Genomic DNA, 23,419 nt, shown 5'->3' on the forward strand with positions numbered 1-23,419 from the left:
AGAAAGGGGCGCGGGAAGCCAGCCGAAGGCTATGAATACATGAATGAGAATATGAGTTTTAAAGAATTATATGCGATTGTCAGACACAGATTCGTGCTGATCCTGCTCATCACAATCGGCGTCACCCTTATGACGGGTTTTATGCAATTTAAGGTCGTTTCACCGACCTATCAGGCGTCGACGCAAGTGCTGATTCATGAATCAGATGGTGAAAAAAACTCGAATCTCAGTGACATCCAGCGAAATCTTCAGTACAGCAACACGTTCCAAGCGATCATGAAAAGCACGGCCTTGATGGAAGAGGTCAAGGAGGAATTGCATCTTTCTGAATCGGCTTCCTCGCTGAAAGGAAAAGTGATAACCAGCAGTGAAAATGAATCAGAAATTATCACCGTTGCCGTCCGGGACCACGATCCGGCGGAAGCGGCTGAGATTGCGAACACGTTAGTGAACAAGTTTGAAAAAGAAGTAGATAAAAGATTGAACATACAAGGCGTACATATTTTATCAGAGGCAAAGGCTTCTGAAAGCCCAATGATAAAGCCGGCCCGGCTGCGAAATATGGTCATGGCTTTTGGCGCTGCTGTCATGGGCGGCATTACACTGGCATTTTTTCTGCATTTTCTCGATGATACGTGCAAAAGCGCACGGCAGCTCAGCGAGAGAACCGGATTGCCATGCTTAGGCTCCGTCCCTGATGTCCAAAAAGGGCGGAATCGCGGGATAAAACACTTCGGGGAGTGAAGCGAGTGATCTTTAGAAAAAAGAAAGCAAGGCGTGGTTTGGCTCAAATATCCGTTTTACACAATAAATCAATTGTTGCGGAACAATATCGCACCATTCGGACAAACATTGAGTTTTCATCCGTTCAGACCAACTTGCGGTCTATCCTCGTCACCTCCTCTGTGCCTGGAGAAGGTAAATCGTTCAGTGCGGCGAATCTTGCGGCTGTCTTTGCGCAGCAGCAGGAAAAGAAAGTGCTGCTGGTGGATGCCGATTTAAGAAAGCCGACCATCAATCAGACGTTTCAGGTTGGGAATGTAACCGGGCTGACAAATGTGCTGGTCGGTAATGCTTCACTCAGTGAGACGGTGCAAAAGACGCCGATCGATAACTTATATGTGCTGACAAGCGGACCGACCCCGCCGAATCCGGCTGAACTGCTGTCTTCAAAAGCGATGGGAGATTTAATATCTGAGATCTATAAACAATACAGCCTTGTCATCTTTGATTCTCCTCCGCTTTTGGCTGTTGCGGATGCTCAGATTTTAGCAAACCAGACAGACGGCAGCGTGCTCGTCGTTTTAAGCGGAAAAACAAAAACCGATACCATCCTAAAAGCGAAGGATGCACTGGAACAATCCAACGCAAAGCTGTTAGGCGCTCTTTTAAACAAAAAGAAAATGAAAAAATCGGAACACTATTCCTACTAAATAGATGGTAAAGGTGATGTCTCCTGACCTGTATCAATGGAGGCACTCGGCTCTGCTGTGGGCAGCTGGTGTTGCTGCCTTAGATGCTGGTCGTCACTGGCGGGGCGTGAGGATGGGTTAAATGCCCACTTATTTGATATATACATAGGACGTGTTGTCGGTTTAGCTGCTGCCGATGTTTTGGAGGACGAAAGCCGCCGCAGCTAAACCGATAAAAGAATTAGGGGGGAAAAGGTTGAGTTACCGGAGAAGACTGTCAATGATTATTGCGCTGGACACTTATCTCGTTTTAAATTCAGTTATTGCAGGATATCAATTTTTAAAAGATTCCTATCAATTTTATGACTCCGGAGCATTATTGCTTACCGCTGTCAGCTTGCTCCTCAGTTATCATGTATGTGCTTTTCTGTTCCATCAGTATAAACAGGTGTGGACATACACCGGAATCGGCGAGCTGATCGTCCTGCTTAAGGGCATCACGCTTTCGGCCGCTGTGACCGGCTTCATTCAGTATGCTGTGTATCATACGATGTTCTTCCGTCTGTTAATCGCGTGCTGGGTGCTGCAGCTTTTGTCCATCGGAGGAACCCGTGTTTTGTCGAGAGTGTTAAAAGAAAGCATCAGAAAAAACCGCAGCGCCTCATCCCGCGCGCTGATTATCGGGGCGGGCTCAGGCGGGACTCTGATGGTCAGACAGCTGCTTTCAAAAGATGATCCTGACATCACGCCTGTCGCTTTTATTGATGATGACCAGACAAAACATAAATTAGAAATGATGGGGCTGCCCGTGATCGGCGGAAAAGAAAGTATCATGCCTGCGGTGCAAAAGCTCAAAATTAACTATATTATTATTGCGATTCCTTCACTCCACACCCATGAGCTTCAGGTTTTATATAAAGAATGTGTGCGGACTGGAGTCAACATCAAAATTATGCCTCACTTTGATGAAATGCTGCTCGGCACACGAACTGCCGGGCAAATCAGAGATGTAAAAGCTGAGGATTTGCTTGGCAGAAAGCCGGTAACCCTCGACACAAGCGAAATTTCGAACCGCATCAAAGGAAAAACAGTTCTCGTCACGGGAGCGGGCGGATCAATCGGCTCGGAAATCTGCCGGCAGATCAGCGCGTTTCAGCCTAAAGAAATCATTCTGCTCGGCCATGGAGAAAACAGCATTCATTCGATTTATACAGAGCTGAACGGGCGATTCGGCAAACACATTGTGTTCCATACGGAAATTGCGGATGTGCAGGATCGCGATAAAATGTTTACCTTGATGAAAAAGTACGAGCCGCACGTGGTCTACCATGCAGCTGCCCATAAACATGTGCCTTTAATGGAGCACAATCCCGAAGAGGCTGTCAAAAACAACATCATCGGAACAAAAAATGTCGCGGAAGCAGCCGATATGTCGGGGACAGAGACGTTTGTGCTGATTTCATCGGACAAAGCGGTGAACCCGGCCAATATAATGGGGGCGACAAAACGATTCGCCGAGATGATTATTATGAATCTTGGTAAAATGAGCAGAACCAAATTTGTCGCTGTCCGCTTCGGCAATGTACTCGGGAGCCGCGGCAGCGTCATTCCGATTTTTAAAAAGCAGATTGAAAAAGGCGGACCGGTGACGGTCACACACCCGGCGATGACCCGCTATTTCATGACGATTCCCGAGGCCTCAAGGCTTGTCATTCAGGCCGGGGCACTTGCGAAAGGGCGCCAGATTTTCGTTCTCGACATGGGAGAGCCCGTAAAGATTGTGGACCTTGCCAAAAATCTCATTCATCTGTCCGGCTATACGACTGAGCAGATTCCAATCGAATTCACAGGCATTCGTCCCGGTGAAAAAATGTATGAGGAATTGCTGAACCAAAATGAAGTACACGCTGAACAAATCTTTCCGAAAATTCATATCGGCAAAGCGGTTGACGGCGATTGGCCAGTGCTGATGCGCTTTATCGAGGATTTTCATGAGATGCCGGAAGACGATCTGAGAGCGAGGCTGTTTGCGGCGATTGATACATCAGACAAAATGACGGCTGCCAGTGTTCAATAGGGGGAGTGAAGATGACGAAAAAGATCTTGTTTTGTGCGACTGTTGATTATCATTTTAAGGCCTTTCATCTTCCTTACTTTAAATGGTTTAAACGAATGGGCTGGGAGGTTCATGTCGCGGCGAGCGGACAAACCAAACTGCCGTATGTGGACGAGAAATATTCCATTGCGATTCGCAGGTCACCCTTTCATCCTCAGAATCTGGCCGTTTACAGACAGCTGAAGGAAGTGATTGACACCAATCAATACGACATTGTCCATTGCCATACGCCGGTTGGCGGCGTGCTTGCCAGACTAGCGGCGAGGCAAGCGAGGCGGCATGGAACAAAGGTGCTGTACACCGCGCACGGATTTCACTTCTGCAGCGGAGCGCCGGTCAAAAATTGGCTTCTTTACTATCCGGTTGAGAAATGGCTCTCGGCCTATACGGACTGTCTGATTACGATCAATGAAGAGGATTACATACGGGCGAAAGGACTTCAAAGGCCGGGCGGCATGACGCGGAAAATTCACGGCATCGGGGTGAATACAGAGCGGTTTCGGCCTGTCAGCCTGCAAGAGAAGCAAAGCCTCAGAGAAAAACACGGATTCAGCGAAGACGATTTTATATTGGTTTATCCGGCTGAGCTTAATTTCAACAAAAATCAGAAGCTGTTAATTGAAGCCGCGGCCTTGCTGAAAGAAAAAATACCGTCGCTTCGCCTTGTTTTTGCCGGAGAAGGGGCGATGGAACAAACGTATCGAACGTTAGCTGAAAAGCTTGGCGCTTCCGGCAATGTCTGCTTTTACGGCTTTTGCCGAGACATTCACGAGCTGATTCAGCTTGCAGATGTATCTGTGGCATCCAGCATGAGAGAAGGCCTCGGCATGAATGTGCTTGAGGGGATGGCCGCGGAAAAACCGGCGATTGCCACGGATAACCGCGGGCACCGGGAAATCATCCGGGACGGAGAAAACGGTTTTCTGATCAAAGTCGGTGATAGTGCCGCGTTTGCCCGCCGGATCGAACAGCTTTACCGTAAACCGGAACTCTGCATAAATTTGGGGCAGGAAGGCCGAAAAACAGCCTTGCGCTTTTCGGAGGCGCGCACGGTAGAAGAAATGGCAGATATTTATTCCGCGTACATGGATATGGATACAAAGGAGAAAAGCGTATGAACTCAGGACCGAAAGTTTCTGTCATTATGGGCATTTATAATTGTGAACGCACTTTGGCGGAAAGTATTGAATCCATACTCAGCCAATCTTATAAAAATTGGGAGCTGATTATGTGCGATGATGCGTCAACAGACGGCACGCTCCGCATCGCGAAGCAGTATGCCGCTCATTACAGCGACCGCATCAAGGTGATTCAAAACAAAACAAACAAGCGGCTTGCCGCTTCATTAAATCATTGTCTTTCAAATGCCACAGGCGAGTATATCGCCCGCCAGGACGGAGACGATCTTTCGTTTCCGCGCCGTCTGGAAAAGCAGGTCGCATTTTTAGAAAAGCACCGCCACTATCAGGTGGTTGGCACCGGCATGCTTGTATTTGATGAATGTGGCGTAAGGGGCACACGCATCCTGCCTTCTGTTCCGGAGCCGGGCATCATGGCAAAAGGGACCCCGTTTTGCCACGGAACGATTATGATGAGAGCGAGCGCCTACCGCACGCTGAAAGGCTACCGTTCGGTGCGGCGGACGAGACGGATGGAGGATATTGATTTATGGCTTCGCTTTTTTGAAGAGGGCTTCAGGGGCTACAATCTCCAGGAAGCCTTGTATAAAGTAAGGGAAGACAGCGATGCTTTCAAACGGCGGTCATTTACGTATTCCATTGACAATGCCATCCTTGTCTATCAGGCATGCAGACGCTTGAAGCTTCCATTATCTGATTACCTATATATCGCAAAACCGTTAATCCGCGCGCTTATGCCTCCAGCCGTGATGAATCGCTACCACAAAAAAAGAGTGATGAACCAAAAGGAAGGGCTTGTCAAACATGAATAGCAGCCAAAAACGCGTGCTCCATGTTCTCAGCGGCATGAACAGGGGCGGCGCGGAGACCATGGTGATGAATTTATATCGGAAAATGGACAGAAGCAAAGTACAATTTGATTTTTTAACGTATCGAAATGATCCGTGCGCTTTTGATGAAGAAATTTTATCTTTAGGCGGGCGGCTTTTTTATGTCCCGAGCATCGGGCAAAGCAATCCTCTTACATTTGTGAGGAATGTAAGACATACGATAACAGAAAACGGGCCGTTCAGCGCGGTTCATGCGCACACGGATTTCCAAACGGGCTTTATCGCCCTTGCGGCAAGGCTAGCCGGAGTGCCGGTCAGGGTATGTCATTCCCATAATACGTCGTGGAAGACCGGCTTCAATTGGAAGGATCGCCTGCAGCTGATGGTGTTCAGGCGGCTGATTTTGGCGAACGCGACAGCACTGTGTGCCTGCGGAGAGGATGCGGGCAAGTTTTTATTCGGACCGTCCAACATGGAGCGTGTTCATCTCCTTCCAAACGGGATTGATCTTGATTTGTTCGCCCCAAATGTGCAGTGGGATGATGAAGAAAAAACAGCACGCGGCATTGCAGTTGACCGTCTCATTATTGGCCATGTCGCCCGATTTCATGAAGTGAAAAACCACGCGTTTCTGCTGAAGCTTGCCGCACACCTTAAAGAACGCGGGGTTCGCTTTCAGCTCGTGCTCGCAGGAGACGGGCCGTTGCGCGAGAAAATGGAAGAGGAGGCGCGGGGGCAGAATCTGCTTTCAGATGTCCTCTTTTTAGGCACTGAAGACAACATTCATGAATTGATGCGCACATTTGATGTGTTTGTCATGCCGTCTCTGTACGAAGGCTTGCCGGTTGTGCTGGTGGAAGCGCAGGCATCGGGGCTTCCATGCATCATTTCAGACACCATCACAGAAAAAGTCGATGCCGGTCTAGGACTTGTGACAAGATTGAATCTTTCTGAGCCGATCGGCATCTGGGCTGAAACCATTGCAAGGGCGGCCGCCGCAGGCAGGCCGAAGCGGGAGCTTATCAAAGAAACACTCGCCGAACTTGGCTACGATGCACAGCAAAATGTAGGAGCGCTGCTGAATGTATATAACATTAGCAGCGGAAAAGGACAATAAACGATGATTGTATATGCCGTCAATATGGGAATTGTATATATTTGGTCTTGGTTTGCCAAAATGTGCGGCGGCCGTGACGATTCGCTCGCTACGGGGTATCGGCCGAATAAGCTGTTAATCTGGATTCCGCTAGTGTCACTTGTGCTTGTGTCGGGTCTCCGTTACAGAGTCGGCACGGATTTTCAGACGTACACGCTGCTGTATGAATTGGCGGGCGATTATCAAAATGTGTGGCAGATATTCGGTTTCGGCACAGCGAAAATGGCGACGGATCCGGGCTTTACCGCACTCCTTTGGCTGATGAATGTCATCACGGCAGATCCGCAAATCATGTATATAACAGTTGCGGCCGTGACCTACAGTTTGGTTATGAAGACACTCGCTGATTACGGAAGGCCGTTTGAGCTGAGTGTCTTTTTATTTTTAGGAACCTTTCATTATTACGCGTCTTTTAACGGCATCAGGCAATACATGGTGGCAGCCGGTTTGTTTTGGGCGATTCGTTACATCATTAGCGGGAACTGGAAGCGATATTTTCTGATCGTGCTGATCAGCTCGCTCTTTCATTCCTCGGCGCTGATTATGATTCCAGTATATTTTATTGTCAGAAGAAAAGCCTGGTCACCGGCGATATTCGGGCTATCCGTTTTATTTCTTGGCATGACGTTTTTATATCAAAAATTCATTTCCGTGTTTGTTGTTGTGCTTGAAAACAGCTCATACAGCCATTATGAGAAATGGCTGATGACGAACACAAATGGAATGAATGTGATCAAAATCGCTGTCTTGGTTCTGCCGCTGTTTCTCGCCTTTTGCTACAGGGCGCGTCTGCGGAAGCTGTGGCCGCAAATCGACATCGTCGTCAATCTGTGTCTGCTCGGTTTTTTATTCGGGCTTTTGGCCACAAAAGACGTGATCTTTGCCAGATTCAATATTTATTTCGGCCTGTATCAATTGATCCTAGTCCCTTATTTCGTCAGGATATTTGATGAAAAATCGAATGCCCTTATCTATATCGCGATCGTTGTTTGTTATTTTCTTTACAGTTATTTGCTTATGCCGGTTGATTCGTCCGTTCTGCCTTACAGAACGATTTTTTCCCGGTAATTTACGCAAGAGGAGCCGGTCATTATGGAAATACCTGCGGTTAGTCTGCTAGTCGCTGTTTATAACACAGAAACATATATCAAAACGTGCCTCGAATCGCTGCGGAACCAGACGGTGGACAATATTGAAATCATCATCGTCAATGACGGTTCGGCAGACGCCAGCCCGGATATCGCGGAGGAATACGCCAAAAAGGATCACAGGTTCAGGGTGATTCATCAGGAGAACCAAGGCCTCGGTGCGGTTCGAAATAAAGGCGTAGAGGCGGCACGCGGCGAATTTATCGCGTTTATCGATTCAGACGATTGGATCGAGCCTGATTATTGCGAGCGGATGCTCCAAGCAGCGGGTGATGAAACTGATCTGATTATTTGCAACTACGCCGCGGAGTTTGAGGACACTGGAAAAACGATGATCTCTGACATTGCGGAAACCTACCAGGATCAGCCGAAAGAGAACTATATTAAGGCGTTATTCGAAGGGAAGGTCAGAGGGTTTTCGTGGAACAAACTGTACAGAAGAAGCATGATTAAAGCACATCGGCTGTCGTTTCCGCTTCGAGGCGAGCTGGAGCATGTCGAGGATCAGTTTTTCAGCTTCAGGACTCATTTTTTCGCCCGTACAGTATCCTATGTCAAAGCGCCGCTCTATCATTACCGCATTCACCTATCATCCATCGTGCAGCGCTATCAGAAAAAACTGTTTGAATCGGGGCTTGCACTGTATGAGGCGAATGCGGCGTTTTTACAGGAGAACAACAAACTGGAGGAGTACGGTAAGGAGCTTGATACCTTTATCGTGCTTCACAGCAGCATCTGTATGCTGAATGAATGGAAAACAAGCGGCAGCTGCCGGCTGTTTGACAAGTTTAGAAATGTCGGCGTGATTTGCGGGGATCCCATATTTCAAGAGAGCCTCTCAAAAACGGGTACCGCGCCTTTTGACGCAAAACGGTCATGCCTGCTTCTGATGGCGAAATACAGAATGATCCCGTTCGTCGCTATGGCGTCGGCCGTGTATCAGCGGGTAATCGAGTACAAAATGAGAAACAGAGGGTGAGGACATGTCGTTACAATCGTTGAAAATCAATCTTGCAGAATGGCTGCTGCTTAAGGTCAAATACCCGTCCCAATATTGGCTGGGTGCGGCCGATCAGCCGGTCAAGGCCGCAGCACATCAGAAAAAAATCATACTGACCCTGCTGCCGTCCCATGACAATTTGGGGGATCACGCGATTGCTTATGCCAGCAAGGCATTTCTTGAGCAGGAATACCCCGATTTTAACATCGTTGAGGTTGATATGAAGGACATTTATAAATCAGCAAAAGCGCTGCTCCGCTCGCGCCATCCGGCGGACATGGTCTTTATCATCGGAGGCGGAAACATGGGGGACTTATACCGTTATGAGGAGTGGACGCGCCGCTTCATCATTAAAACATTTCACGACTATCCAGTTGTCCAGCTTCCCGCAACGGCTCATTTTTCTGACACGAAAAAGGGACGCAAAGAGCTGAAACGGGCGCAAAAAATTTATAACGCGCACCCCGGCCTATTGCTGATGGCCAGGGATGAAACAACGTATCAATTTATGAAACAGCATTTTCAAGAAAAAATGATTTTGAAGCAGCCGGACATGGTGCTGTACTTAGACAGAAGCAAGACCCCCGCAGAGCGCGAAGGGGTTTATATGTGTTTGCGCGAGGATCAGGAAAGCGTGCTTCAAGAAGATGAGAGAAACAATGTGAAGGCTGCGCTATTTGAAGAATTCGGCGACATTAAAGCCTTTACGACAACGGTCGGGCGCCGGGTCAGCCGCGATTCCCGGGAGCGGGAGCTTGAAGCGCTGTGGTCTAAGCTGCAAAGTGCAGAAGCTGTTGTCACTGACAGGCTTCATGGCATGATTTTTTGCGCGCTGACAGGAACGCCGTGTGTCGTCATCCGCTCCTTTGACCATAAGGTGATGGAAGGCTATCAATGGCTCAAAGACATCCCATACATGAAGCTGATTGAACATCCGGACCCGGAGCGCGTGACAGTCGCAGTAAAAGAGCTGTTAACAAAAGAAACAATCCGTTCCGGCTTTCCGAGAGACGTGTATTTTAAAGGGCTGCGTGACAAAATCAGCGGTGAAGCGCAATGACCCCGCTCGTCAGCATTATTGTCCCGATGTATAACGTTGAACCATTTATAGAAGAGTGCATTGACTCACTGCTTCGCCAAACGCTTTCTGATATGGAAGTCATCCTTGTGAATGACGGATCGCCGGATCGTTCTGGCGAGATTGCAGAGGATTATGCAAAACGGGATGCGAGAATCCGGGTCGTTCATCAGAAAAACGGCGGGTTGAGTTCAGCGCGTAATACGGGAATAAAGGCCGCCCGGGGGACTTACATCGGCTTTGTGGACGGTGACGATTATGTATCTTCCGCCATGTTCCAAAGGTTGATTAAAGAAGCGGAACAGCACCGGCTCGACATCGTTGGCTGCGGTTTTTACAAGCAGTCAGCGGACAGGCGGACTTATGTGCCGCCGCAGCTTGACACAAACCGCGTGCTGACAAAATTTGAAATGGCTGAATGGCTCAAATATGCTCACGAAACGAGATTTATCTGGTATGTATGGCGTTATGTTTATCGCCGTGAGCTTTTGGAGAGAGCCAATCTGATGTTTGATGAAGACATCCGTTTTGCTGAAGACTCTCCCTTCAATTTGTCCGCTTTTTGCGAAGCGGAGCGGGTGAAAATGCTGGATGAAGGCTTGTACGTCTATCGCGAAAACCCGAACAGCCTGACAGAAGTCCCTTATAAGCCGGCGATGGATGAACATATTCAAAAGCAATATCAGGCGAAAATCGCATTCTACAATCATTACGGTATAGCAGGCGCATGCAAAGAAGATTTGAATGTGTACATTTGCAAGCACCAGCTTCCGATGCTTCTGGCAAACGCCTGTGCTTCTCCAAATTCGCCGAAAGACATTAAAAAGCAGATCAAACACATTTTATCCTATGAGATGGTGCGGCAGGCCGTCAGACATACACCGTTTCAGCATGAGAAATTATTAAGAGGCGAGCGTTTGGTATTAGGACTGTGCAAATTGCGGCTCATTTTTCTCATCAAGCTGTTTTTCGAGCAGCGGGGAACGATGAAAGGCAGTGCGAAGCAGGCATGAAATTCACGATCAACTTCAGCGCAAATCTCACGGCTTTTCTCTTGTCCGTTTTCTTGTCGGTCTGGATGACGCCTTTTATTGTCAAAACGCTTGGTGTGGAAGCGTTCGGTTTTGTTCATTTGACCCAAAACGTGATTAATTACTTTTCAATCATCACCGTCGCGCTCAGCTCGGTTGTCGTGCGTTTTTTTTCTGTCGCCGCACACCGGGGGGAGCGGGATAAAGCAAATGCGTATATCAGCAATTATTTGGCGGCTTCTGTTCTGATATCATTGCTTCTTTTGCTGCCTCTTGCGGGTTCAGCTTTCTATATTGACCGGGTCATGAACGTGCCGCAGGCGATTTTGGCTGATGTGCGTTTGTCGATTTTGATCGGTAGTGTACTGTTTATTTTAACGTTTCTGATGGCGGGTTTCGGCGCTGCCCCATTTTATGCCAACCGCCTTTACATCACCAGCTCCATTCAGGCGGTGCAAATGCTTGTACGCGTGCTGTCTGTGCTGCTCTTGTTTGCATGCTTCACACCGAAAATCTGGCAGATCCAGCTTGCCGCTTTAGCTGGTGCTGTCATCGCGGCTGTGCTGTCTTTCTATTTCTTCAAAAAGCTGATTCCGTGGTTTACGTTTCGGGTGAAGGATCTTTCATTCCGCATAAGCAAAGAGCTGTTTCAGGCGGGCACATGGAGCTCCGTCAATCAAATCGGCGTCCTGCTTTTTTTGCAGATTGATCTATTAACCGCCAATTTGGTGCTGGGAGCGTCTGAAGCCGGAAAATACGCGGCGATTATCCAGTTTCCGCTGCTGCTGCGCAGCTTGGCTGGAACGGTCGCATCTCTGTTTGCGCCTCTCATGACGTCGTATTATTCAAAAGGCGATATGGACGGATTGGTGAATTACGCCAACAAGGCAGTAAGGCTGAACGGTCTTCTGCTTGCGCTTCCTGCTGCCTTATTGGGCGGGCTGGCTGGGCCTTTTCTGACGATCTGGCTCGGACCGTCCTTTTCGTCTATCGCACCGATTTTATATATTCATGCCGGATACTTGGTGGTCAGCCTCGCCTTTATGCCGCTGTTTTATATCTGGACCGCCTTTAATAAACAAAAAACACCGGCGATCATTACCCTGCTGTTAGGCGTGTTAAATGTAGTGCTGGCCGTCACACTGAGCGGGCCGGCTCATCTCGGTCTGTACGGCATTACGTTGGCCGGAGCGATTTCCCTTATTTTGAAAAACGCCATTTTTACGCCGCTTTACGTATCCCGCATGACCGGCTACAAAAAGCACGTGTTTTTTAAAGGCATAATCGGGCCTCTTTCAGCGGCTGTGTTTGCCTGGGCGGTCTGTGAGGCAATCAGGTTCGCTGTGAAGATTGACGACTGGACATCATTGATTGCGACGGGAATAACAGTCAGCTGCTGCTACGCCATTTTCGCGTTTGCGCTCGTTTGTACGAAAGAGGAAAGACAGTTGGTACTGAAACGATTTCGAAAAACGAAAGGGGCTGTGAATCTTTGATCCTGAAACGACTTTTTGATCTGACGGCCGCCATTTTTTTATTGTGCTGTACAAGTGTCATCATTCTATTCACCATCGCCGTTGTCAGGCTGAAAATAGGATCACCTGTCTTCTTTAAGCAAGTAAGGCCGGGCCTGAACGGCAAGCCGTTCACCCTTTATAAGTTCCGAACGATGACGGATCAAAGGGACAGTGAAGGAAATATGCTGCCTGATGAAGTTCGGCTGACGAAAACGGGCAGGCTGATCAGAAAACTGAGCATTGATGAGCTTCCGCAGCTGCTGAATGTCCTAAAAGGCGACTTGAGCCTTGTCGGCCCGCGCCCGCTTTTGATGGACTATCTGCCTCTTTATACAGAAAAGCAGGCCCGGCGCCATGAGGTGAAGCCGGGCATCACAGGCTGGGCGCAAATCAACGGCCGGAACGCGATTTCTTGGGAAAAGAAATTTGAATTAGATGTGTGGTACGTTGACAACCGGTCATTTTTTCTCGATTTGAAAATTTTGTGTTTGACGGTGCGAAAAGTGCTTGTTTCAGAAGGGGTTCAGCAAACCAATCATGTGACCGCGGAACGGTTTACAGGAAGCGGAGATGTGTCCTCATGAGAAACGTTGCCATTGTGGGTGACGGCGGGCACGGAAAGGTGATCAGAGAGCTGATAAACGCCCGGTCAGATACGCGCTTAGCCGCGGTGCTGGATGATAAATTCCGAACATTTGAAGCCGGAAAAGAGTGGTACACAGGCCCGCTGGAAGCCATTTCTGAAGTACGCAGGCTGGTTCCCGACGTGTTGTTTCTGATCGCCATTGGAAACAACAGTGTCAGAAAACACCTGGCGGAGCGGCTGGGACTGAAAAAAGAAGATTTTATTACATTGATTCACCCGTCAGCCATCGTCAGCAAGTCCGCTGTCATCGGGGAAGGGACAGTCATTATGGCGGGCGCGATCATTCAGGCGGATGCGCGGATCGGCGCCCACTGCATCATCAATACGGGCGCAGTGGCAGAGCACGACAATCAACTCAGCGATTATGTTCATCTTTCCCCGCGTGTCACGCTGTCAGGAGCGGTTGCCGTTCAGGAAGGCGCTCACATCGGAACCGGCGCAAATGTCATACCGCAGCTCACAATCGGATCTTGGAGCGTTGTCGGCGCCGGCTCGGCGGTGATCCGTTCCATACCGGACAGGGTAACGGCGGCCGGTGCCCCGGCGCGCATTATTTCTCCCATTCAAACATAAAACAAAGGATGATTATATGCATAAAAGAATCTATTTATCTCCCCCTCACATGAGCGGCAGAGAGCAGCACTATATTTCAGAAGCCTTTCGCTCAAATTGGATTGCGCCGCTTGGACCTCTCGTGAATTCATTTGAAGAGCAATTGGCTGAACGTGTCGGCGTAAAAGGGGCGGCGGCTGTCAGCTCAGGAACAGCGGCGATTCATCTGGCGCTGCGTTTGCTTGAAATAAAAGAAGGAGACAGCGTGTTTTGCCAGTCCTTCACATTTGTGGCGACCGCCAATCCGATTTTATATGAAAAAGCGGTGCCCGTCTTTATTGATTCCGAGCCTGATACGTGGAATATGTCGCCGCAAGCCCTAGAAAGAGCGCTGGAGGAAGCGAAAAGAAACGGAAAGCTGCCTAAAGCGGTTATTGCCGTCAATCTATATGGGCAAAGCGCGAAAATGGATGAAATTGTAAGCCTGTGTGATGCATATGGAGTTCCTGTCATTGAGGACGCAGCCGAATCTCTCGGCACAGTTTATAAAGGGAAGCAAAGCGGGACATTCGGGCGCTTCGGCATTTTTTCATTTAACGGGAACAAAATCATCACCACATCAGGCGGCGGGATGCTCGTTTCAGATGATGAAGCAGCTATTGAAAAAGCAAGATTTCTCGCTTCACAGGCACGTGAGCCGGCTGTACATTATCAGCATAGCGAAATCGGGCACAATTACAGGCTGAGCAATATCTTGGCCGGCGTCGGCATTGCCCAGCTTGAGGTGCTGGATGAACGGGTGGAGAAAAGAAGGGCCATTTTCACGAGATACAAGAATGCACTCGGTCACATAAACGGAGTCCGCTTTATGCCGGAACATGCAGCAGGTGTATCCAATCGCTGGCTCACCACACTTACACTTGATAACGGGCTGAGCCCGTATGACGCGGTTCAGCGTCTTGCGGAAGAAAACATTGAAGCGCGCCCGCTGTGGAAGCCGCTCCATACCCAGCCGCTGTTTGAGCCGTCTTTATTTTATGCTCATGAAGATACAGGAAGCATATGCGAAGATCTTTTCAAGCGGGGAATCTGTCTCCCATCAGGGTCAAATCTGACGGAAGAAGAGCAAGACCGGGTTATTGATGTACTCGTACACTTATTCCAAACTGGAGAGGTGAAGAAATGGACAGCAAGCATTCGATGATCAGCCTGAAACAGAAACTGTCCGGGCTGCTCGACGTCATTCCGAAACAATCCGAGATCATCTATGCCGATTATCCTCTATACGGAAATGTAGGGGATTTATTTATTATGAAGGGAACAGAAGCTTTCTTTAAAGAACATGGGATTCAGGTCAGAAAACGCTGGAATCCCGACAACTTTCCAGTCGGTCGAACGCTGGACCCGAATCTCATCATCGTCTGCCAGGGAGGCGGCAACTTCGGAGATTTGTATCCGTATTACCAAGGCTTTAGAGAGAAAATCGTCCAAACCTATCCGAACCATAAAATCGTGATCCTGCCGCAATCGATTTATTTTCAAAACGAAGACAATCTTAAACGGACGGCGGAGATATTTTCTGCACATGCGAATCTCCATATCATCACAAGGGAAAAAGCCTCCTATGCTACGGCGCAGGCTTATTTTACAAGCAATCACATTAAGCTTCTGCCTGATATGGCTCATCAGCTGTTTCCCGTCGTTCCCACGCAGCAGCCGTTCAATAAAAAGCTGAGATTTATCAGAACAGATCACGAAGCGAATAAGGAGCTTCAGGAACACGCTAAAGCGGAAAGCTACGACTGGCGTACGGTGCTGTCAGCTTCAGACCGCCGGACAATCGCTTTTCTGCAAACGCTGAACGTCCTGAACAAAAAAGCGGGCAATCCTCTGCCCATCGCGTATATATGGGAAAAATACTCGGATTATATCGTCAAAAAAGCGATTCGGTTCTTCAGCCGTTACGAATCGGTGGAAACGTCAAGGCTGCACGGCCACATCTTTTCATCTCTTCTTCAAAAAGAAAACACGGTTATTGATAATTCCTATGGGAAAAACGCCAATTACTATCACACCTGGATGGAAGAAGTACCGAACACCCGACTCATCCAGAACGCCTCAAAGAAGGAAAACCTTCCTGCTCACATGTGAGCGGAAGGTTTATTTTGTTTCTCCCCGTTTGACTTTATTGTACGCTTCATCTAAATGCTGAATCCGTTTCAAGACAACCGCGTTTTTCGTCAGCTGGTCCTGAACAAGCGTTGAGACGACGGAACGGTAGTAGCTGTTCATCGCATGGATTTTATCCTCAGACGGATTCATTTCAATATGCTGTTTTAAATTCTCAATAAAATAAGGGACGGAAAAAAGTTCAGACATTCTTTTGGCAGCTCCTTTTTCATAAATGTATACGGTGTGATCTCAATCATGTACAATGAAGAAAGGGGAGTGAGCAAGATGGATATGAAACTTCAGCAAGTACAAGTATTAAAGCCTCAACTGACACAGGAGCTCAGGCAGGCCATCACGCTGCTTGGCTATCATTCGGCAGAACTCGCCGAATACATTGATGAGCTCTCACTGGAAAACCCTCTTATTGAACGAAAGGAAACAGACACACCGCCACTATCTTACCATAAAACAAATAAAAACAGGATGAATCCACAGGAAGCAGGCCTTCAATTAAGTGATCCGCAAAAAACATTGCAGGATGTGTTAAAACAGCAGTCACTCGATATGAATCTGACAAACTCCGAAAAAAAGATTTTCAATTATCTGATTCATTCGCTTGATTCAAACGGGTACTTGGAAGAAGAGGTGGAGGAGGCAGCCCGGCGCCTATCTGTTTCGGCCAAGGAAGCGGAAGCTGTTTTGGCAAAACTCCAGTCGTTAGAGCCAGCTGGAATCGGCGCAAGATCTCTGAAGGAATGTATCCTTCTTCAATTACAGCGGCTGCCGGACAGAAATGAGCAAGCGGAAATGCTTGTTTCAGCTCATTTTGATGCTTTTGCGCAAAAAAAGTGGAAAGCGCTTTCAAATGAGACCGGGATTCCGCTTCATACCATTCAAGATATCTCTGATGACATCGCGGCTCTTCATCCGAGACCAGGCCTTCTGTTTGCCCGGCCAGAGCAAGATATGTATATCGAGCCTGACATTTTTATCTCTGTGAAAAACGGGCACATCGCAGCGGAGCTGAATACCCGCTCGTTTCCGGAAATAGAACTGCATTCGCAGTACAGACCGCTTTTATCGTCGGGCTCCTGTCAGGATACCGCCTCTTATTTATCCGCGAAATATCAGGAATGGCGCTGGCTGAGCCGCGCGCTGCGACAGCGAAAACAGACGATCACAAGAATTGTCAATGAGCTGATCACACGGCAAAGGGAGTTCTTTCTGAAAGGGAGAAGCGCAATGAAGCCGCTGACCCTCAGAGAGGTAGCCGACTGCCTAAGCCTTCATGAATCAACTGTAAGCCGGGCAATCAAAGGAAAAACGCTACAAACGCCGTACGGACTATTTGAGATGAAACTCTTTTTCTCAGCAAAAGCCGAGGCATCAGGAGATGGAGATGCGTCTAACTATGCAGTCAAAACACAGCTTGAAGACTTGATCAATCAAGAGGACAAAACAAAACCGCTCTCAGATCAAAAGATTGCCGATTTGCTATATGAACAGCACGGCATTCAAATCTCCAGACGCACCGTGGCAAAGTACCGCGATCAAATGAGCATTCCGTCATCGGCAGCGAGAAAACGGTATAAATAAAATCCTCCCGAAAAGGGAGGATTTTTATTGCGTAATTGCGGTGCTACATTCACAAATTGTAAAGCAAGCTTTACGTTATAATGAATTTATTGTACAATTAATGGAAAAAGAGGTAATCCCTTTGAAAAATAGGTTAATAGAATACAGAAAGAAATATGGATATTCCCAAGATACATTAGCTGAGCTGCTAAACGTTAGCAGACAAACGGTTATATCAATTGAGAAAGGAAAATATAATCCTTCTTTGCCGCTGGCATTAGCAATCGCGAAAACGTTTCATACAACTGTCGAAAACATGTTTTATGAAGATGAGAACGAGAGGTGAAAATCATGGCATTACGAAAAGTTTACTTCATCATTGGCGCTTTATTCACAATGATTTTACTGATGAAAGCTTTTTTTCAAATTGTGACTCATTCTGTTTCCATTACTGAATTATTAATGTGGGGAGCACTGTCTTATTTAAGTTTTGCTGCGGGCTATATTTATCCGCATTTCAAAGAAAAAGATGAAAGAGCAAACTTGATTAAGCAAAAAGGAATGCAGTACGCACTTTATTCTGTATTGATTTATTGCGTAATAACCTTGTTCAGTATTCAGTTCAGCGCAGTGGCGTTATCGGCAGTTGAAATCATGAGGATTTTAATATCCTTAACAATCATTACAACCTTCACTTCGTGGGTGATATTATCAAAAAAATATTAAGAAATAAAACTGGCAGAACATCAATCTGCCAGTTTTGTTTTTATTTCTTGATAATCTTGACTGTTCATACTGCATCATCCTGCTGGAATCATCCAGCTGAACACGTGATGCTGTAAAAAAGTGATGATACAAACGAGCAGCAGTAAAAACAAGCTGTGCTTAATCGTAAAGCGGAAAAGATCCGACTCTTTCCCGGCGAGCCCTACCGCGGCGCACGCGACCGCGATCGACTGCGGCGAGATCATTTTTCCTGTGACACCGCCTGATGAATTGGCGGCGACAGACAGAACAGGGTCCATGCCGACTGATAACGCGGTGACTTTCTGCAGGTTGCCGAACAGCAGGTTGGCAGACGTATCCGAGCCGGTAATGAAGACGCCGAGCCAGCCGAGAACAGGCGAAAAGAAGGTAAACATCGAACCTGTCAGCGCAAGTGTCATCCCGAGGGTCGTGCTCATCCCCGAAGAGTTGGTGACATAGGCAAAACCAACGACAGAAGCGATGGTCAAAATCGGAAACTTCAACTCTTGGATCGTTTCTTTAAAAACAGCTCCCCAGTCTTTCCATGCAATCGCCGTGATGAACTTTGACAGCACGGCCGCAATCAATATCGCTGTGCCGGCCGAACCAAGCACCTCAAGCTTGTAAACCGCTTCAATCGGCGTACCGTCAGCATTGACAATTTGATTGTTCAAAAAAGGCACACCAGGGGCGAAAGTCAGTTTTTCTCCAATACCATTCAGCCACTTCAAGAAAACAGAAGCGCCTTCATAATGCCCGGTCAGCGCAGATTTGACAGAGGGAATGCCCCATATAGAAATCATCACCGTCAGCAGCAAAAATGGCGACCAGGCCTTAAAAATCTGTCCCCCGCTGTATGCAGGCGCTGCCTGACTCGTTTTCGCCGTTTCAATCGCTGCGGCCGATTCCTGTTCACCGGCAAACCGGAATGTTGTTTTCGGTTTCCACCATTTCAAAAACACAGCAAGCGCTGCCATCGAAACAAGCGCTGACAAAACATCCGGCAGCTCAGGCCCTAAAAAATTGGAGCTAAGATATTGAACGACAGCAAAGGAAACACCGGAAACGAGAATGGCCGGCCAGACCTCAAAGGCTTTCCTGAACCCGCTCATGATGATGAGTAAATAAAGAGGAATAAATACGGATAAAAACGGCAGCTGCCGCCCGACCATTTGCGAAATCTCCATCGCCGGAATTCCTGTTGGCCCTTCTACGGCTGTAATCGGAATCCCAATCGCGCCAAAGGCGACCGGCGCCGTATTGGCGATCAAACAGATTCCCGCCGCATAAAGAGGATTAAAGCCGAGGCCGACCAGCAGCGCGGCTGAAATGGCGACCGGCGCTCCGAAGCCCGCCGCTCCTTCTAAAAAAGCCCCGAATGAGAAAGCGATCAGGAGCGCCTGAAGCCGGCGGTCATCCGTAATCGAGAGAACAGAACTGCGAATGATATCAAATTGTCCCGTTTTCACAGTGATTTTATACAAAAAAACAGACGTCACAATGATCCAGCCGATCGGCAAAATCCCGTATACGGCTCCTTGTGTCGCGGACATCAGCGCTTTTTCCGCCGGCATCCGATAAACCAATACAGCGATGAAAAGTGCGATCCCCAATGTGGACAAGCCCGCTGTATACCCCTTCATCCGTTTAATCGCGAGTGCCCAAAAAAAGAAAATAATCGGTACAAGTGCCGCAAGCGCTGATAAAAGCAAATTTCCCCCTATAGGCGTATATGCCTGTGTCCATTGCATCCCAAACCCCTCCTAGAAACATAAACTGGCGTTGTGTGTAAGCGTTTTCTATAGATGGTAGTATGATCATCTGATGACTGGGTAATAAGACCAGTTACCTAGCATTATATTTTGAAAAAAAACAAAGTACAAGACTTTTTGACAAAATTGTCAAAATCTTTTGGCTTCCCCAAAAACAGAGTATAATAGATCGTAAACAGCCAGACCTACAAGTTACGGGGTGAATTGCATTGAAATACAAACAAATTAAAACAAAGAAAATATATGAAGAAGTGGCGGACGCACTATTAGACATGATCAAAAACGGCGAATTGAAGCCGGGAGATAAACTGGACTCCGTTCAAGCGCTTTCCGAAAGCTTTCAAGTCAGCCGCTCAGCGGTTCGCGAAGCACTTTCCGCGCTAAAAGCGATGGGGCTTGTCGAAATGAAACAGGGAGAAGGCACATACCTAAAGGAATTTGAGCTCAATCAAATTTCTCAGCCGCTCTCAGCCGCCCTTCTTATGAAAAAAGAGGACGTCAAGCAGCTGCTCGAGGTTAGAAAACTGCTTGAAATCGGCGTGGCTTCATTAGCTGCTGAAAAAAGAACAGAAGAGAATCTCGAAAGAATAAATGCCGCGTTAAAGGAAATGGGCAGCATTGAAGCCGACGGAGAGCTTGGAGAGAAAGCAGACTTCGCGTTTCATCTGGCGCTGGCTGACGCTTCCCAAAACGATCTTCTCAAACATCTGATGAACCACGTTTCATCATTGCTGCTGGAAACGATGAGAGAAACACGGAAAATCTGGCTGTTTTCCAAGAAGACCTCAGTTCAGCGGCTTTATGAAGAGCATGAACGGATTTACAATGCCGTGGCTGCACAGGATGGAGCGCAGGCGGAGGCTGCTATGCTGGCGCATTTAACGAATGTGGAAGATGTGCTTTCGGGATATTTCGAGGAAAATGTGCAATAACCAACTCATTTCCCGGGCAATTCTGCCGGTGCCGAATGAAAAACCGAGACTGAGCCGGAAATGGTTCAGTCTTTTTGCTTGCAGCAGCACTTGACATTTGCGAAAAACAAAGTAAAATATTTTACTAAAATGAATATGAGCTGAATAATGGAGGCAGATGCAATGGCGACAATTAAAGATATCGCGCAGGAAGCGGGATTTTCGATTTCAACTGTTTCCCGCGTTTTAAATAACGATGAAAGCCTTTCTGTTCCTGATGAGACACGGGAGAAAATCTATGAAGCCGCGGAAAAACTCAATTACCGCAAGAAAACAGTAAGGCCGCTAGTGAAACATATTGCGTTTTTATATTGGCTGACAGATAAAGAAGAATTAGAAGATGTCTATTTTAAAACGATGAGATTAGAAGTAGAGAAACTGGCGAGAGCATTCAATGTCGACATGACCACTTATAAAATATCGGATGGAATCGAAAGCATTCCTGCACATTTAGAAGGGTTTATTGCCGTCGGAACATTTTCTGATGAAGAGCTGGCTTTTCTCAGAAATCTCACTGAAAACGGTGTGTTTATCGATTCAACTCCTGATCCCGATTATTTTGACTCGGTAAGGCCCGATTTAGCTCAAATGACAAGGAAGACGGTAAATATCCTGAGCGGGAAAGGGCATAAGAGCATCGGTTTTATCGGCGGCACATACAAAAATCCGAACACCAATCAGGACGAAATGGACATCCGTGAACAAACCTTTAGATCTTATATGAGGGAAAAAGACTTGCTGGACGAGTGCTATATTTTCTGTCATCGCGGGTTCTCTGTAGAAAACGGCTATCGTCTGATGACAGCAGCGATCGACACATTAGGCGATCAGCTTCCAACGGCTTTTTTGATCGCGGCGGACCCGATTGCAGTTGGCTGTCTGCAAGCCCTGAACGAAAAAGGAATTGCCATACCGAACAGGGTAAGCATTGTGAGCATCAACAACATCAGCTTTGCAAAGTATGTCTCACCCCCTCTGACAACGTTTCATATTGATATACATGAATTATGCAAAAATGCTGTTGAAATGCTGCTTGAACAAGTGCAGGACAAGAGAAGAGCGGTAAAAACATTATATGTGGGCGCGGAATTAATCGTCAGAAAGAGTATGAATTAAGAATGGCTTAGGACACTAAGCTATTTTTTATTGGTGAAAAAATTTACTGATAGAAGTAAATAGTTTGTTTACATATTTTCTCAGCCGTGCTATATTATTTTTTTAAGCGCTTTCATTACTAGCGAAAGGGTGACAAACAATGAAAATGGCGAAAAAGTGTTCCGCACTCATGCTCTGTGCGGCTGTCAGTTTATCCTTGGCGGCTTGCGGCCCAAAGGAAAGCGGCAGCACCAAACCAAGCTCAAAAGGGGCAAAGCTTGTCGTGTGGGAGGATAAAGAAAAGAGCATCGGCATTAAAGGTGCCGTTGCCGCGTTTGAAAAAGAGCATGATGTGAAGGTCAAAGTCGTTGAAAAACCGTATGCCAAGCAGATTGAAGATTTGCGAATGGACGGACCGGCCGGCACGGGTCCTGACGTGTTAACCATGCCGGGTGACCAAATCGGAACGGCTGTCACGGAGGGATTACTCAAGGAATTACATGTTGAAAAGGACGTGCAATCGCTTTACACTGACACTTCCATCCAATCTCAAATGGTAGATCAAAAGCTTTATGGGCTGCCTAAAGCGGTCGAAACGACAGTGCTTTTTTACAACAAAGATCTTATTTCAGAGAAGGAATTGCCGCAAACGCTGGGGGAGTGGTACGACTATTCCAAAAAGACTGCTGACGGCAGCAAATTTGGCTTTTTAGCGTTATTTGATCAAATTTATTACGCGGAAAGTGTGATGAGCGGTTACGGCGGATATATTTTCGGAAAAGACAAAGATGGCAGCTATAACCCGTCAGACATCGGGATCAATAATGAAGGCGCTGTCAAAGGTGCGGCGCAGATTCAAAAGTTTTACAAGGATGGTTTATTCCCGGCAGGCATTATTGGAGAACAAGGGATAAACGTGCTGGAATCACTGTTCACAGAAGGAAAAGCCGCAGCGATTATCTCGGGCCCATGGAATGTAGACGCCTTTTCGAAAGCAGGAATCAATTATGGCATAACGAAACTGCCGGAACTGGAAAAGGGGAAAAACATGAGTTCCTTTATCGGCGTCAAAAGCTACAATGTCAGTGCGTTTTCAAAGAATGCGGAGCTGGCGCAGGAATTAGCCATTTTTCTTGTAAACGAAAAAAATGCTAAAACACGCTATGAAAAAACGAAAGAAGTCCCTGCTGTGAAATCCTTAGCCAATGATCCGGCTATTATGAAAAGCGAGGCGGCACGGGCTGTTACGGAACAAACCCGCTTCGCAGAGCTGACACCAAATATTCCGGAAATGAATGAAATATGGACGCCGGCTGATTCAGCATTACAGACGATTGCAACAGGAAAAGCAGATCCGAAACAAGCATTGGATCAAGCGGCTGAAACGGCTAAAGGACAAATCAAGGCAAAGCACAGCGGAAAATAAAGAGAAAGCTAGATTTGTATTGTGAGAGAGGTGAAA

The 23,419-nt window shown here is 47.4% G+C and carries 22 protein-coding genes and 1 pseudogene; 21 read left to right on the plus strand and 2 right to left on the minus strand.

Translation table 11 applies throughout. From position 1 onward, the window contains the following. Positions 1-39 precede the first annotated feature (39 nt). The 15 genes and pseudogenes from JMN17_RS10260 to JMN17_RS10330 all read left to right on the plus strand — a co-directional run bounded on the left by JMN17_RS10260 (position 40) and on the right by JMN17_RS10330 (position 15,776). Positions 40-744 (plus strand): YveK family protein, encoded by a 705-nt coding sequence (locus tag JMN17_RS10260; protein ID WP_087993536.1) that lies wholly within the window; start codon positions 40-42, stop codon positions 742-744. A gap of 5 nt (positions 745-749) precedes the next feature. Next, positions 750-1,433, plus strand: coding sequence for a protein tyrosine kinase EpsB (gene epsB / locus JMN17_RS10265; RefSeq protein WP_087993517.1), 684 nt, complete (start codon positions 750-752; stop codon positions 1,431-1,433). Between the two features lie 235 nt (positions 1,434-1,668). Next, positions 1,669-3,489 carry a polysaccharide biosynthesis protein gene (locus tag JMN17_RS10270; RefSeq protein WP_187441509.1) on the plus strand — a complete coding sequence of 607 codons (1,821 nt, stop codon included), beginning with the start codon at positions 1,669-1,671 and terminating at the stop codon, positions 3,487-3,489. A gap of 11 nt (positions 3,490-3,500) precedes the next feature. Continuing rightward, positions 3,501-4,646, plus strand: a complete 1,146-nt coding sequence (locus JMN17_RS10275; RefSeq protein WP_087993516.1) for a glycosyltransferase family 4 protein — start codon at positions 3,501-3,503, stop codon at positions 4,644-4,646. Further along, positions 4,643-5,479 (plus strand): glycosyltransferase EpsE, encoded by an 837-nt coding sequence (gene epsE / locus JMN17_RS10280; protein ID WP_087993515.1) that lies wholly within the window; start codon positions 4,643-4,645, stop codon positions 5,477-5,479. Before JMN17_RS10275 ends, epsE begins: the two co-directional genes overlap by 4 nt. Next, positions 5,472-6,621 (plus strand): annotated as a pseudogene (locus JMN17_RS10285) (glycosyltransferase family 1 protein). Before epsE ends, JMN17_RS10285 begins: the two are co-directional and overlap by 8 nt. Next, complete coding sequence (epsG, locus tag JMN17_RS10290; protein ID WP_087993513.1) at positions 6,618-7,721, plus strand: biofilm exopolysaccharide biosynthesis protein EpsG; 1,104 nt, start codon at positions 6,618-6,620, stop codon at positions 7,719-7,721. The pseudogene JMN17_RS10285 and the gene epsG overlap by 4 nt, the downstream one beginning before the upstream one ends. Positions 7,722-7,745: 24 nt before the next feature. Next, positions 7,746-8,780: a glycosyltransferase family 2 protein gene (locus tag JMN17_RS10295; protein WP_202327998.1), complete on the plus strand. Its 1,035-nt coding sequence runs from the start codon at positions 7,746-7,748 to the stop codon at positions 8,778-8,780. Positions 8,781-8,784: 4 nt separating this feature from the next. Then, positions 8,785-9,861 carry a polysaccharide pyruvyl transferase family protein gene (locus JMN17_RS10300; RefSeq protein ID WP_087993511.1) on the plus strand — a complete coding sequence of 359 codons (1,077 nt, stop codon included), beginning with the start codon at positions 8,785-8,787 and terminating at the stop codon, positions 9,859-9,861. Further along, a complete protein-coding gene (locus JMN17_RS10305; RefSeq protein ID WP_202327999.1) occupies positions 9,858-10,892 on the plus strand; it encodes a glycosyltransferase in 1,035 nt (344 codons plus the stop codon). The genes JMN17_RS10300 and JMN17_RS10305 overlap by 4 nt, the downstream gene beginning before the upstream one ends. Next, entirely contained in the window at positions 10,889-12,406 is a 1,518-nt protein-coding gene (locus JMN17_RS10310) for an MATE family efflux transporter (protein ID WP_087993509.1), read from the plus strand. The genes JMN17_RS10305 and JMN17_RS10310 overlap by 4 nt, the downstream gene beginning before the upstream one ends. Next, positions 12,403-13,011: a sugar transferase gene (locus tag JMN17_RS10315; protein WP_087993508.1), complete on the plus strand. Its 609-nt coding sequence runs from the start codon at positions 12,403-12,405 to the stop codon at positions 13,009-13,011. The genes JMN17_RS10310 and JMN17_RS10315 overlap by 4 nt, the downstream gene beginning before the upstream one ends. Then, positions 13,008-13,646, plus strand: coding sequence for an acetyltransferase (locus JMN17_RS10320; protein WP_087993507.1), 639 nt, complete (start codon positions 13,008-13,010; stop codon positions 13,644-13,646). The genes JMN17_RS10315 and JMN17_RS10320 overlap by 4 nt, the downstream gene beginning before the upstream one ends. Before the next feature lie 16 nt (positions 13,647-13,662). Next, entirely contained in the window at positions 13,663-14,829 is a 1,167-nt protein-coding gene (locus tag JMN17_RS10325) for a DegT/DnrJ/EryC1/StrS family aminotransferase (protein WP_202328000.1), read from the plus strand. Next, positions 14,808-15,776: a polysaccharide pyruvyl transferase family protein gene (locus JMN17_RS10330; protein WP_087993505.1), complete on the plus strand. Its 969-nt coding sequence runs from the start codon at positions 14,808-14,810 to the stop codon at positions 15,774-15,776. Before JMN17_RS10325 ends, JMN17_RS10330 begins: the two co-directional genes overlap by 22 nt. A gap of 9 nt (positions 15,777-15,785) precedes the next feature. Here the strand turns inward: JMN17_RS10330 and yvfG are convergent, their stop codons facing one another. Beyond that, on the minus strand, positions 15,786-16,004 hold the full coding sequence (gene yvfG / locus JMN17_RS10335) for a protein YvfG (protein ID WP_202328001.1): 219 nt from the start codon (positions 16,002-16,004) through the stop codon (positions 15,786-15,788). 78 nt (positions 16,005-16,082) lie between these two features. Between yvfG and rpoN the strand changes: the two genes are divergently transcribed. The 3 genes from rpoN (at position 16,083) to JMN17_RS10350 (ending at position 18,098) form a co-directional block, all read left to right on the plus strand. Further along, positions 16,083-17,393 (plus strand): RNA polymerase factor sigma-54, encoded by a 1,311-nt coding sequence (gene rpoN, locus JMN17_RS10340; RefSeq protein WP_087993503.1) that lies wholly within the window; start codon positions 16,083-16,085, stop codon positions 17,391-17,393. Between the two features lie 121 nt (positions 17,394-17,514). Further along, positions 17,515-17,718, plus strand: a complete 204-nt coding sequence (locus JMN17_RS10345; protein ID WP_087993534.1) for a helix-turn-helix transcriptional regulator — start codon at positions 17,515-17,517, stop codon at positions 17,716-17,718. A gap of 5 nt (positions 17,719-17,723) precedes the next feature. Further along, positions 17,724-18,098 carry a hypothetical protein gene (locus JMN17_RS10350; protein ID WP_207194128.1) on the plus strand — a complete coding sequence of 125 codons (375 nt, stop codon included), beginning with the start codon at positions 17,724-17,726 and terminating at the stop codon, positions 18,096-18,098. A 74-nt stretch (positions 18,099-18,172) separates the two neighbouring features. Here JMN17_RS10350 and lutP read toward each other — a convergent pair whose 3' ends face one another. Further along, a complete protein-coding gene (lutP, locus tag JMN17_RS10355) occupies positions 18,173-19,870 on the minus strand; it encodes an L-lactate permease LutP (protein ID WP_087993501.1) in 1,698 nt (565 codons plus the stop codon). A gap of 230 nt (positions 19,871-20,100) precedes the next feature. On the opposite strand from lutP, the gene lutR reads away from it, so the two are divergent. The 3 genes from lutR to JMN17_RS10370 all read left to right on the plus strand — a co-directional run bounded on the left by lutR (position 20,101) and on the right by JMN17_RS10370 (position 23,383). Then, complete coding sequence (gene lutR / locus JMN17_RS10360) at positions 20,101-20,823, plus strand: L-lactate utilization/bacilysin biosynthesis transcriptional regulator LutR (protein ID WP_202328002.1); 723 nt, start codon at positions 20,101-20,103, stop codon at positions 20,821-20,823. Positions 20,824-20,985: 162 nt separating this feature from the next. Then, complete coding sequence (ganR, locus tag JMN17_RS10365; protein WP_202328003.1) at positions 20,986-21,978, plus strand: galactan degradation operon transcriptional regulator GanR; 993 nt, start codon at positions 20,986-20,988, stop codon at positions 21,976-21,978. A 139-nt stretch (positions 21,979-22,117) separates the two neighbouring features. After that, complete coding sequence (locus tag JMN17_RS10370) at positions 22,118-23,383, plus strand: sugar ABC transporter substrate-binding protein (RefSeq protein WP_202328004.1); 1,266 nt, start codon at positions 22,118-22,120, stop codon at positions 23,381-23,383. Positions 23,384-23,419: the final 36 nt, after the last annotated feature.

The sequence above is a fragment of the Bacillus sp. RHFS10 genome, from assembly GCF_016757475.1.
In the GTDB taxonomy this organism is placed as follows: Bacteria; Bacillota; Bacilli; order Bacillales; family Bacillaceae; genus Bacillus; species Bacillus subtilis_G.

What these genes read in the sequence shown, in the direction of transcription:
- JMN17_RS10370 (WP_202328004.1), top strand. Translation starts at nt 22,118, where the DNA reads ATGAAAATGGCGAAAAAGTGTTCCGCACTCATGCTCTGTGCGGCTGTC.
- JMN17_RS10275 (WP_087993516.1), top strand. Translation starts at nt 3,501, where the DNA reads ATGACGAAAAAGATCTTGTTTTGTGCGACTGTTGATTATCATTTTAAG.
- JMN17_RS10325 (WP_202328000.1), top strand. Translation starts at nt 13,663, where the DNA reads ATGCATAAAAGAATCTATTTATCTCCCCCTCACATGAGCGGCAGAGAG.
- JMN17_RS10320 (WP_087993507.1), top strand. Translation starts at nt 13,008, where the DNA reads ATGAGAAACGTTGCCATTGTGGGTGACGGCGGGCACGGAAAGGTGATC.
- epsG (WP_087993513.1), top strand. Translation starts at nt 6,618, where the DNA reads ATGATTGTATATGCCGTCAATATGGGAATTGTATATATTTGGTCTTGG.
- JMN17_RS10330 (WP_087993505.1), top strand. Translation starts at nt 14,808, where the DNA reads ATGGACAGCAAGCATTCGATGATCAGCCTGAAACAGAAACTGTCCGGG.
- yvfG (WP_202328001.1), bottom strand. Translation starts at nt 16,004, where the DNA reads ATGTCTGAACTTTTTTCCGTCCCTTATTTTATTGAGAATTTAAAACAG.
- JMN17_RS10310 (WP_087993509.1), top strand. Translation starts at nt 10,889, where the DNA reads ATGAAATTCACGATCAACTTCAGCGCAAATCTCACGGCTTTTCTCTTG.
- JMN17_RS10300 (WP_087993511.1), top strand. Translation starts at nt 8,785, where the DNA reads ATGTCGTTACAATCGTTGAAAATCAATCTTGCAGAATGGCTGCTGCTT.
- JMN17_RS10260 (WP_087993536.1), top strand. Translation starts at nt 40, where the DNA reads ATGAATGAGAATATGAGTTTTAAAGAATTATATGCGATTGTCAGACAC.
- rpoN (WP_087993503.1), top strand. Translation starts at nt 16,083, where the DNA reads ATGGATATGAAACTTCAGCAAGTACAAGTATTAAAGCCTCAACTGACA.
- ganR (WP_202328003.1), top strand. Translation starts at nt 20,986, where the DNA reads ATGGCGACAATTAAAGATATCGCGCAGGAAGCGGGATTTTCGATTTCA.
- lutP (WP_087993501.1), bottom strand. Translation starts at nt 19,870, where the DNA reads ATGCAATGGACACAGGCATATACGCCTATAGGGGGAAATTTGCTTTTA.
- JMN17_RS10350 (WP_207194128.1), top strand. Translation starts at nt 17,724, where the DNA reads ATGGCATTACGAAAAGTTTACTTCATCATTGGCGCTTTATTCACAATG.
- JMN17_RS10295 (WP_202327998.1), top strand. Translation starts at nt 7,746, where the DNA reads ATGGAAATACCTGCGGTTAGTCTGCTAGTCGCTGTTTATAACACAGAA.
- epsE (WP_087993515.1), top strand. Translation starts at nt 4,643, where the DNA reads ATGAACTCAGGACCGAAAGTTTCTGTCATTATGGGCATTTATAATTGT.
- JMN17_RS10305 (WP_202327999.1), top strand. Translation starts at nt 9,858, where the DNA reads ATGACCCCGCTCGTCAGCATTATTGTCCCGATGTATAACGTTGAACCA.